General features: G+C 47.0%; 9 protein-coding genes. 7 read left to right on the forward strand and 2 right to left on the reverse strand.

The features are described from left to right. Positions 1–36 precede the first annotated feature (36 nt). The 5 genes from hemC to hemL are packed head-to-tail and all read left to right on the forward strand — an operon-like array spanning position 37 to position 5,060. The gene (gene hemC, locus CHX35_RS15720; RefSeq protein WP_091839248.1) at positions 37–969 is read left to right on the forward strand and encodes a hydroxymethylbilane synthase; all 933 of its coding nucleotides are present in this window, start codon (positions 37–39) and stop codon (positions 967–969) included. Continuing rightward, the gene (locus CHX35_RS15725) at positions 966–2,402 is read left to right on the forward strand and encodes a uroporphyrinogen-III synthase (protein WP_091839250.1); all 1,437 of its coding nucleotides are present in this window, start codon (positions 966–968) and stop codon (positions 2,400–2,402) included. Before hemC ends, CHX35_RS15725 begins: the two co-directional genes overlap by 4 nt. A 5-nt stretch (positions 2,403–2,407) precedes the next feature. Further along, positions 2,408–3,388 carry a porphobilinogen synthase gene (gene hemB / locus CHX35_RS15730; RefSeq protein ID WP_091839252.1) on the forward strand — a complete coding sequence of 327 codons (981 nt, stop codon included), beginning with the start codon at positions 2,408–2,410 and terminating at the stop codon, positions 3,386–3,388. 25 nt (positions 3,389–3,413) lie between these two features. Next, positions 3,414–3,746: a hypothetical protein gene (locus CHX35_RS15735; protein ID WP_091839255.1), complete on the forward strand. Its 333-nt coding sequence runs from the start codon at positions 3,414–3,416 to the stop codon at positions 3,744–3,746. A gap of 24 nt (positions 3,747–3,770) precedes the next feature. Continuing rightward, positions 3,771–5,060 (forward strand): glutamate-1-semialdehyde 2,1-aminomutase, encoded by a 1,290-nt coding sequence (gene hemL, locus CHX35_RS15740; protein ID WP_091839258.1) that lies wholly within the window; start codon positions 3,771–3,773, stop codon positions 5,058–5,060. A 243-nt stretch (positions 5,061–5,303) separates the two neighbouring features. Here the strand turns inward: hemL and CHX35_RS15745 are convergent, their stop codons facing one another. Beyond that, entirely contained in the window at positions 5,304–6,209 is a 906-nt protein-coding gene (locus tag CHX35_RS15745) for a sigma factor regulator N-terminal domain-containing protein (protein ID WP_091839261.1), read from the reverse strand. Positions 6,210–6,211: 2 nt separating this feature from the next. Further along, positions 6,212–6,700: an RNA polymerase sigma factor gene (locus tag CHX35_RS15750; RefSeq protein WP_091839263.1), complete on the reverse strand. Its 489-nt coding sequence runs from the start codon at positions 6,698–6,700 to the stop codon at positions 6,212–6,214. A gap of 379 nt (positions 6,701–7,079) precedes the next feature. Between CHX35_RS15750 and CHX35_RS18055 the strand changes: the two genes are divergently transcribed. Next, positions 7,080–9,251 carry a S8 family serine peptidase gene (locus CHX35_RS18055; protein WP_091839265.1) on the forward strand — a complete coding sequence of 724 codons (2,172 nt, stop codon included), beginning with the start codon at positions 7,080–7,082 and terminating at the stop codon, positions 9,249–9,251. Between the two features lie 177 nt (positions 9,252–9,428). Further along, positions 9,429–10,460: a permease gene (locus tag CHX35_RS15760; RefSeq protein WP_091839268.1), complete on the forward strand. Its 1,032-nt coding sequence runs from the start codon at positions 9,429–9,431 to the stop codon at positions 10,458–10,460. The last annotated feature ends 95 nt before the right edge of the window (positions 10,461–10,555 follow it).

Here is a 10,555-nt window from a genome sequence, read left to right on the forward strand (position 1 = left end):
TAAAAAGCGGGAGAAGTTAGGGAGGCGTAACCAGTTATGCGTACAGTGGTGATCGGAACAAGGCGGAGTGAACTCGCCGTTACACAAACCCAGTGGGTGATGAATCAATTGCAAGGACAACTTCCGTCTTCCTGGGAGATGAAGCAAGAACGTATTGTGACAAAAGGGGATCAAATCCTCAACGTTACCCTGTCCAAGGTCGGGGGGAAGGGACTGTTTGTCAAAGAGATTGAACAAGCCCTTTTAGATGGCCGAATCGATCTAGCGGTTCACAGTATGAAGGATATGCCAGCCGAGATGCCTAAAGGATTGACGTTTGGTGCTATCACCGAACGGGAAGATGCACGAGATTGTCTCATCTCGCGGACAGGTGCTAGGTTGGAGGAGTTACCCCAAGGTGCCATCGTAGGAACGAGTAGTCTGCGCCGGCAAGCACAAATTCTTGCGCTACGTCCGGATCTCGATGTGAAGCCGGTACGAGGCAACTTACAAACACGTATGAAAAAAATGATGGATGAAAAACAATTCGATGCCCTCGTGCTTGCCCAGGCTGGGATCAATCGCCTGGGGTGGGAGGAGAAGGTGACTCAAGTCCTCATCGAAGAGAAGATGCTTCCCGCTGTCGGTCAAGGTGCACTTGCTGTTCAGTGCCGAGAGGACGATCACGAGATCATAGAGATCCTCAAGAGCGTACATGATGAGAAAACAGCGGCGGCGATTCAAGCGGAACGCGTCTTCCTCCATGCCTTCGAAGGCGGCTGTCATCTACCGATTGCAGGCCATGCGGTCCGTGAAGGTGGGGAGATTCGCTTGCGAGGTCTCGTAGCGGATCCATCAGGAAGCCCATTGCTTCAAGGGGAGGCGAAGGGGACAGATCCTGCAGAGGTAGGACGTACCCTCACATCCGAATTGATGGACAAAGGGGCACGGGAATTATTGAATCAAGTAAAGGAAGAGATCGAGGGATGATTGGGCGTGTTACCTTTATTGGGGCAGGTCCGAAGGCGCTTGATCATTTAACCCTACGTGGGAGAGAAGCCCTGCTGGATGCGGAGGTCATTCTCACTGATGAATCCCTGGATATTCCCTTGTTAGAGGGGTTATCTGTGGAGTTGGTGAAGGTTCCGCTAGGAAAGCCTGGGGAGCACATGCTTGTAGAATGGGCTCAACACGGGAAATCCATTGCTCGAGTGGTAGTAGGGGATGCCCGCTTAACAGGGGAAATGGTGCGTGAGGCAGAGGCATTATTCCAGGCGAAGATCCCTTTTACGATCATTCCTGGGGTCTCTGAACAAGTGGCTTGGACGACCTATGCGGGTCTAGCGCTTCCTTCATTTGACGAATGGAGCATTGGGACAGATGGACAGGCGTGCATTCTTCGTTTACAACAGTCCGTTTCCCAGACGGCGAAGGAACTGATCACCCGAGGTTGGGCGCCTCAATCCGTGGGCTCCTTGATCACCTCGGGTATGGAGATGAACCAACAGGTGCGTGCACAATCCTTGCAAGCCTGGGAAACCGATCCCATGGATTGTGAGGAACAGGAAGCGTCGTTTTTTGTGGTAAACCATCCTGCACACACACGATTGCCTTGGTTTGAGTCCAAGCCCCTCTTTGGAACGCGGGTGCTGATCACCCGGCAGGTATCCCAGGGCAAGGGGTTAGCTCACCAAATTGAGGCTCTGGGTGGTGAAGCGATCACCATTCCAACGATCCGCCTTGCGCCACCACAGAATGCTGAGGTATTGGATGATGCATTGAGCCGCTTGAGTTCCTTCACCTGGGTGATTTTCACGAGTGTGAATGGGGTTGATTTTTTCCTCCAGCGCCTGCGTCAGCAACAGGTGGATATTCGCGGGATGCACCAGGCAAAAATTGCTGCGGTGGGTCCGAAAACGGCGGAAGCACTGAGAAAGTTAGGGTTGACCGTGGACGTGATTGCCAAGGAATACCGCGGAGAAGGGCTCATCCAATCCCTTGCCCCGCTGGTGAAATCAGGGGAGGAAATCTTACTTCCCCGGGCAACTATCGCCTCCGAAGTGTTACCCGAAGAACTGCGTCGTCTAGGTTGCCGCGTAACGGATGCGCCCACCTATGATACCTTACCCGATGAGAGTGGCACGGAGAGGATTGCGGCCATGTTACAGGAGAAGCGCCTGGACATCATTACCTTTACCAGTGCTTCGACGGTTCGTTACTTTACCCAATCGATGGATCAGCAGGGTGACCGATGGCGCTCACACCTATCTGGTGTAAAGGTGGCTTGTATTGGCCCGGTGACTGCGAAGGAAGCTGAGAAGTGCAGATTATCCGTTGATTGGATCGCACAGCCTTATACCATCGATGCTCTTCTCGAGGGGGTTACTCGCTTGGTACATACTGAAGGATTTTTAAGGAGGTAATACGTATGCAATCATTTCAACGCCATCGCCGTTTGCGTCAAAATGGTTCCATCCGTCGCATGATGCGGGAACATCACGTATCATCGGCGGACTTTATCTATCCGCTTTTTGTGGTCGAAGGAGAAGGGATTAAAAAAGAAATCCCCTCGATGCCCCAGGTGTATCATTACTCCCTTGACCAGTTGGAGGCGGAATTGGATGAGGTTGTCGCACTGGGCATTCCTTCAATTATTCTCTTTGGTGTCCCAGAAGAAAAGGATGCCTGTGGGAGTGAGGCTTACGCTGAGGATGGGATTGTACAAAAGGCAATTCGTTTAGCTAAGGAACGGTTTCCGGATCTTTATGTGATGGCAGATACCTGTCTATGTCAATATACGGACCATGGTCATTGTGGGGTTGTCGAAAACGGAGCGATTCACAATGATCACTCCTTAGACGTTCTTGTCAAGACCGCCGTCTCCCAAGCAACAGCAGGAGCTGATATGATCGCGCCCTCCAATATGATGGATGGCTTTGTAGCGGCGATTCGCGCAGGGCTGGATGAGGCAGGCTTTGAAAACGTACCGATTCTTTCTTATGCAGTGAAGTACGCCTCCTCCTTTTATGGACCCTTTCGGGATGCGGTTGATTCAACGCCTCAGTTTGGTGATCGGCGTACGTATCAAATGGACCCTGCCAATAGCCGCGAAGCATTGCGGGAAGCGGCATCTGATGTTGCTGAGGGAGCCGATGTCCTGATGGTCAAGCCGGGACTTGCCTACATGGACATCATCCGTCAACTGCACGACCGTTTTGATGTGCCAATTACCGCCTACAATGTGAGCGGGGAATACTCCATGGTGAAGGCAGCCGCACAGCAGGGCTGGATTAATGAACGGAATGTGGTTCTGGAATTATTGACTGGAATGAAGCGAGCGGGGGCAGAACTCATCCTTACCTATCACGCCAAGGATGCCGCCCGGTGGCTGAAGGAAGCGAAGGAATAACCGATGGGAAGGTAGGCGGTACGTGATGTCTGAGCCTTATAGCTTACGCGGTGTACGGGTAGAGTCCACCGACGGGGCTTTTCAACTTGCTTTTGGTAATGCCGAACTTCTGCTAGAATCTCCTAGCCCATGGAATTTAAAAAGTTGGTCGGTTCAAATCCACGAAGTGGATACAAACAGCGCGAATCGTTTGGATGATTGTTATTATCATGGTGGCCAATCCTTAGTCTTGATGATGGTGACCGAAGGGGGCAAAACCTTACAAGGTCGAGTCGCATTGACTGAGATCGCAGTTGGCCCCCATTCCCGCGCGCGTTTCGATGGATTGGATACATTGGAAGGTTTTCAGGCACTGTGAATTAGCCCATGAGGAGAGATAGCGATGGCACGTAACTATGAGCGTTCGGAAGCTTACTTTAATGAAGCGCAAAAGGTGATTCCAGGTGGAGTAAATAGTCCCGTACGGGCCTTTAAAAATGTCGACCGCTCTCCTATCTATGTGGAGCGAGGCAAAGGCGCACGCATCTATGATGTGGATGGAAATGAATATCTTGATTATATCGGTTCTTGGGGTCCCTTGATCCTAGGTCATGCCCATCCCGTTGTGACCGCAGCCGTACAAGCAGCGGCAGAACGCGGGACGAGCTTTGGTCTTCCTACGACAGAGGAGACCGATTTGGCGAAGCTGGTAACGGAAATTGTTCCTTCGATTGAGATTGTTCGGATGGTGAACTCCGGTACCGAGGCGACGATGAGTGCCCTGCGCTTAGCACGTGCCTATACCAAGCGAAATAAGATTCTAAAGTTTGAAGGTTGCTATCATGGTCACTCGGATAGCCTGTTAATTAAAGCGGGATCCGGTGTGGCTACCCTGGGTCTACCGGATAGCCCGGGTGTTCCTGAGAGCACAGGTCAACATACCTTAACTGTTCCCTATAATGACTTGGACAGCGCTCGCGTTGCCTTTCAAAAGTTTGGCCACGATATTGCGGCAGTCATCGTGGAACCTGTAGCGGGGAATATGGGCGTTGTTCCACCGAATCCAGGGTTTCTGGAAGGGCTTCGCCGCTTAACGACTCACTACGGCGGGCTGCTCATCTTTGATGAAGTCATGACCGGTTTCCGTGTCGACTATCATTGTGCTCAAGGGAAATTTGGGGTAACGCCTGACCTAACCACCCTCGGTAAAGTAATTGGGGGCGGACTACCCGTTGGGGCTTACGGCGGACGACGGGAGATTATGGAGCAGGTTGCACCCGCAGGACCGGTTTATCAAGCGGGAACCCTCTCGGGTAATCCCCTTGCCATGACAGCGGGTTTGGCTACCTTAAATGAAATGGGCCGAGCGGGGAGTTATGAACAGCTGGAAGAACGCGGGGCCCGGTTGGCTGAAGGGATTGCTACCAATGCCAAGGAAGCAGGCATTCCCCATCACATCAATCGGGTGGGTTCCATGGTGTGTATGTTCTTCACGAATGAGAAAGTGGAAAGCTATGAGCAAGCAAAACAATCGGATACCAAGCTCTTCTCCCGTTATTTCAACGAAATGTTGGAGCGAGGCATTGCGATTCCGCCGTCTCAATTTGAAGGCATGTTTATCTCGAAGGCTCACACTGCTGAAGATATTGAACGGACGATTGAAGTCAATCGCGAGGCACTCCTCGCACTTTAACGACACGAAAAAACCCTTGCCAAGCAAAGAGTTGACGTCTGAATTCTACAGGCGTCAACTTCTTTAATTTGAGTAGGTTGAAACGAAAAACTTTATTACCTCTTGGTACGGCGTACATTCGATGCATCATGATTGAAAACGACAACTAAAAAAACCCAGAGGGCGCGTCAGTATCATCCTAGATAAACAAAAACGACTTGAGAAACCGTAAAGGCAACTCAAGTCGTTTTATTGATCTGCAATTTATTTTTCGGGAGTAATATAAGGGACAATTTTTGCAGTAGCTCCTACAGAGGAACCACGAATGAAGTTCTGATTTTTTAACGGTTTAAAGTTCGATGTCTTGCCCGTCAGCATGACGCCTAAAATTTTCACTTCATGAAAAGGCTTCGTTTGGTTTTTGTTGAGAAACTTCTGGATGGTTTTATCATGGCCATCGTTATCATATTTTTTAAGGGATTTAATAAAATGGTTGTATTTTTTTTCTGGGGAATCGGATGGATCAAATCCATAATTACGAACCGTGTCATCCGTTGGTGATGCCATATACAACCAGGCAATGTTTAGATCATCCGGTATCTTTTCTTTCACCTCTTGGAAGGTGTACGGTTGATCAAAAGAAACGGCAACTTCTGCAACGTGATCGTTCATACTTGAAACATCATCTAATTCATTGCGGAGCTGAGTAGAGTATTTGTCGGAATATTTTTTTGAGGGATGATAAAAGGTAGCCGCTTTATTCTTGGTTTGTTTATCGTACTCATAGGATTTCCCATCTGACGTAGTCAAACCACCTGTGACTAACTCATTTCCATCAATGTTGGCAGTAAGCCAATTATACGAACTCGTAAGGGTATTCCATTGCACTAGATAACCATTAACATTTTTCGAACGATTGGTAATAATATTCCCGCCGAACATGGAACTATTTGTTGTTACTTGCGAATCAATTTGAATGTTTGGTTCAGCAATCTCGTTATATAAAAACAGTTCTTCCTTCAGTTTTGAGGAATTTTTACCTGAAAAGTGGTTACCAGCAAAGTACAAAGATACTATGGCAATAAGCACAACACACATGGATATCACGATCGTTTTTAGCAATTGCTTGATCTTCGCTTTTTTTAGTGCGTACTTGAGGCTGTCACTCATTTTTATTTCCTCCTGCTTTCTGATTGAACAAAATTACGCGCACGGTATAATTTTTGCTTTACACTACTTGGTTTTATTCCTAATATATTCGATATTTCTTCATAAGAAAAATCATAGTAGTACTTTAAATATAATATTTCTTTGTATTCCTCTTTGGTGTCTTGTAATAAATAAGAAATCTCATCTTTGTTTAAAACAATATCAAATCCATGTTCTTTATTTTGTAGCTTTAAAATCAATTCCTCTGTTAAATAGAGATTTCTTTGCTCCTTTCTTCTTTTCAAGTCTATATGCTCATTGAGCGCGACTCTAAAAAACCACGGACGTATATTACTCTCTGTCAGATCATCTAACAGGGTATATACTTTGTAAAACGTATTTTGAATAATATCTTCCGCATCTTCTTTTTTAGCACCTTTTGCTTGTAAGAGTTTTAATACCTCCTCCCCTAATTGAATGAGATAGGAGGCTAGCTTGTTTTCTGTTTTCATCGGTGTTTGTTCCCCCTATACTTGTACAACGAATGAGTCTGGATCAATGTATACACTTTACTATGTGCAGCTACCATGATTGAAACGGAGGAACACGATTCTCCCTAGAACCCGTAACCGTTCGTCCTGTATCCAAATCATCCGGGAAATTAGCAAGGGGATTGAGCAAAACCCCCAACCCCAATTTTTTTAGGTTACTTGAACCATGTGCTAGGTGATTAGCATGGTGATATTTGTTAATTAATTTAATTATATATCCTTCCCGCCCTATACAAACGCGCCTCACTTATTTTATTATATATAATATTGGCAAATATCCACTTAATTCAGTTTGATTGATGTTTTTGAAATTTTATTAAAAAAAGGAGAGAAGAACTGCATGAAAAAAACCGTGGGTTTTGTACTCTCTGCTGTAATGACAGGTGCGCTTGCATTCTCAGGATTAACACCGGTGTCAGCAGCCCCCATTCAATCGCATAAGGTAAATCAGAGTCAGTACTATTTTGTACAATTAGAGGACAAGCCGGTCGCTTCCTATCAAGGTGGCGTAAAAGGATATCAAGCAACAAAAGTCCAAGCGGACGAAAAACTGAACATTCATGCAAAAGATGTAAAAAAATACGGCAGTTACTTAAAAGAGAAACGTCATAAGATAAAAGAATTCATTAAAAAGAATGAAGATCAATCCACCGTCGTGGAAGAGTACTCCCTCGCATTTAATGGTGTCGCAGTGAAATCCACTGCAAAAGAGGCAAAAGAGATTGCGCATGCTCCTGGAGTTAAGCGCGTAGTCGAGAGTAAACAGTACCGCCCTCTTATGGATAAAAGTCACGCGATCATTAACGATATTCCGATGTGGAAGGCAGGCTATGACGGGAAAGGGGTAAAAGTAGCGGTCATCGATAGCGGAATTGACCAAAACCATCCTTTCTTAAAAGACGACTCGCTGCCAATGCCAGCAGGTTTCCCAAAAAGCCAAAAAGATGAATGGTTAAAATATACCTCCAATAAAGTGATCGTTGCGAAAGTATACAGTGAGCAAGCGGGAATCAATTATGATGATGGCACAGTAAAAGAATTGCCAGCAGGAACCACGGGGGTAACACCTGAGGCGATTGGATCCCATGGAACCCATGTAGCCGGTACGATTGCTGGGATCAATGGTTATAAGGATCCTTCTGGGGTGGCTTCCAGCAAACTGAGTGGGGTGGCACCGAAAGCCTACCTTGGCAACTATAATGTGTTTCCCTGCGATGATTGTAGTGCGGAAAGTATTTACATAGCCAAAGCGATTGAAGATGCTGTAAATGATGGTATGGATGTAGCGAACTTAAGTTTAGGAGGGCCTGCTACGACTGGTTTTGACTTGTTGGTAAATGTGGTGAATGGTGCTAGCGATGCAGGAATGACCATGGCGATTGCTGCAGGTAACGAAGGTCCTGATCCCATGACCATCGGTTCGCCAGGGATTGCAGAAAAAGCAATTACTGTTGCGGCAGTATCCAATGCGCACTTTTTTGGGAAATCCATCAAAGTGAAGGTGGATGGGGAAGAGAAAGTGCTCCCTGTCGGTTCCTCGAGTCGAGGTGGGCAAATTTCCAAAAAATTAGAAGCCTCCTTGTTACCGGTCACCGAGAAGGATGGTTTAGGTTGTGACCCGATTGATCAGGACTTAACTGGAAAGATTGCCGTATTAAAGCGTGGAAGTTGTTCATTTACCCAAAAAGCAACCAACGCACAAGCAAAGGGCGCTGCAGGAGTGCTCTTGATCAATAATAGTACGGGTGATCCAAGTAGCATGTCAGTGGAAGAGTCTGTTACCATTCCGATGGTGATGGTCACCCAAAAGGATGGCGAATGGATCCTAGGGGGGCAATCCACCTCTGCAACGCTTGAAGATAGTCCATTGCGTGAGTTTGAAACTACGAATGACAGCCAAATTGCCAACTTCTCTTCCCGTGGACCGACCGTCAACTACACCTTAAAGCCCGATGTAGCCGCTGTCGGTGTCAATGTATACTCCAGTGTAGTAGGGGGAGGGCTTGCATCCTATAATGGTACCTCCATGGCAACACCCCATGTAGCAGGAGCCGCTGCGCTTTTATTACAAGCGCATCCCGATTGGAAGCCCCAGGATGTAAAAGCAGCACTGATGGCTACGGCGAAAGATCCGAAAAGCGAGTCACTACCCGTCGAAGTAGGGGCAGGGATCATTGATGTAGCTGCTGCATCAAATCCAGCAGCACTCGCTTATCCTTCTAGCTTAAGCTTCGGTCAGCTCCAAGCAAAAGAGAAGAAGAATATGGAAGTGACCCTCAAAAACCCAACGAAAAAATTGATTATGTATCGCATTGTTTCGGATCAGAAGTCGGTGGCAAAACCGAATAAACAGGTGGTTGTCCTGAAAAAAGGAAAATCCACTACGTTTAAAGTAACCGCTACGGCAACCAAAGCAGGCGATTATCAAGGGTACATCAAGGTGAAAATGATTGGAATTGGCAAAGAAAATCATAAAGAGATTCGAATTCCCTATTATTTTCATATCGAGTAAGGGTACTCTTTCGCTAGTTGAAATCAAATCATGATACACACCCCGATCAAGGATCGGGGTGTGTTTTATTGTAGGCACCCAAATCATCCAACCCACAAAGATAGTTCTCTCATCGTTTGAATATCGAGGCGTATCGGTTAATAGAATCATAGAAAGAAGAGTAAGGGAGGGGTAAGGGTGAATCATTGGGCACGTCGTCTGTATGTGGAAGGTACAGGCGTATTGGTAATCGCAGGCTTTTTGTATATGATTCTCTCGGGAGTGACTACGATAGAAGAGAAGGGCTGGCTTACCATGTTATCCCTTCCACATATCCCCTCATCCATACAAAACCTTTCGACGGTTTTTCTGAGTATTTTCATTGAAGGGATCCCATTTATTTTATTAGGAGTCCTGATCTCCAGTGTGATTCAAGTAAGTATCCAAGAGGAGACACTGTTTCGATGGATTCCGAAGAACCCTTTGCTTGCCATTCCCTTAACCCTAACATTGGGTCTTGTGTTGCCCATCTGTGAATGTGGGATCGTCCCCGTGGCACGTCGCTTAATCCAGAAAGGCTTACCTCCCTATATCCCGTTCACGTTCCTATTAGCTGCACCCGTGATCAATCCCATCACCTTGATGGCTACCTATTTCGCTTTTGGTAGCCAATGGGATATGGTGATCAATCGCGCGCTGCTGGCGGGTGGAATTGCTACGGTGATGGGTTTGTTATGTTATCGATTGAGTAATCAAGGGGTGCTAACGATAAACGAAGAGTGTGAAGGAGCGTGCACTTGTCATCATGGGCAGGAGCATGCAAGGGCACTGGATCAAAGGGATCGTATGAGTGAGGCATTGTATCATGGGATCTTTGAATTAATGAATATGGGTAAGTATTTTATCGGGGGAGCTTTGTTGGCGGCGACCTTTCAAACCTATGTCGGTTATTCGTTGATCGCCGAATGGTCCCATCAGGGCTGGTTACCCATTTTGCTGATGATGGGGCTTGCCTTTGGCTTATCCTTGTGTTCCTCTGCGGATGCCTTTGTCGCTGCGTCCTTTCGTGGAGTGATGCCAACGGCACCGTTGCTCGCTTTTTTGGTATATGGACCGATCATGGATTTGAAAAACCTACTCATGATGCTAGGGAGCTTTCGTAAGCGGATCGTCATCTTCTTCTTCGTTGGGACCACGCTACTGACACTTGTATCGATTCATTTATCTTAATTGCGCCGAGAATACTCCCACCTCAACGAAGTAGGTGGGGGATGAATCGGCGTGACAGACTTGAGAGGGGTGTTTTTTCCCCCTCGCAAGTCTGT

The sequence above is a fragment of the Marininema halotolerans genome (assembly GCF_900116235.1).
Lineage (GTDB): Bacteria > Bacillota > Bacilli > Thermoactinomycetales > DSM-45169 > Marininema > Marininema halotolerans.

What these genes read in the sequence shown, in the direction of transcription:
- CHX35_RS15750 (WP_091839263.1), bottom strand. Translation starts at nt 6,700, where the DNA reads ATGAAAACAGAAAACAAGCTAGCCTCCTATCTCATTCAATTAGGGGAG.
- hemB (WP_091839252.1), top strand. Translation starts at nt 2,408, where the DNA reads ATGCAATCATTTCAACGCCATCGCCGTTTGCGTCAAAATGGTTCCATC.
- hemL (WP_091839258.1), top strand. Translation starts at nt 3,771, where the DNA reads ATGGCACGTAACTATGAGCGTTCGGAAGCTTACTTTAATGAAGCGCAA.
- hemC (WP_091839248.1), top strand. Translation starts at nt 37, where the DNA reads ATGCGTACAGTGGTGATCGGAACAAGGCGGAGTGAACTCGCCGTTACA.
- CHX35_RS15735 (WP_091839255.1), top strand. Translation starts at nt 3,414, where the DNA reads ATGTCTGAGCCTTATAGCTTACGCGGTGTACGGGTAGAGTCCACCGAC.
- CHX35_RS15745 (WP_091839261.1), bottom strand. Translation starts at nt 6,209, where the DNA reads ATGAGTGACAGCCTCAAGTACGCACTAAAAAAAGCGAAGATCAAGCAA.
- CHX35_RS15725 (WP_091839250.1), top strand. Translation starts at nt 966, where the DNA reads ATGATTGGGCGTGTTACCTTTATTGGGGCAGGTCCGAAGGCGCTTGAT.
- CHX35_RS18055 (WP_091839265.1), top strand. Translation starts at nt 7,080, where the DNA reads ATGAAAAAAACCGTGGGTTTTGTACTCTCTGCTGTAATGACAGGTGCG.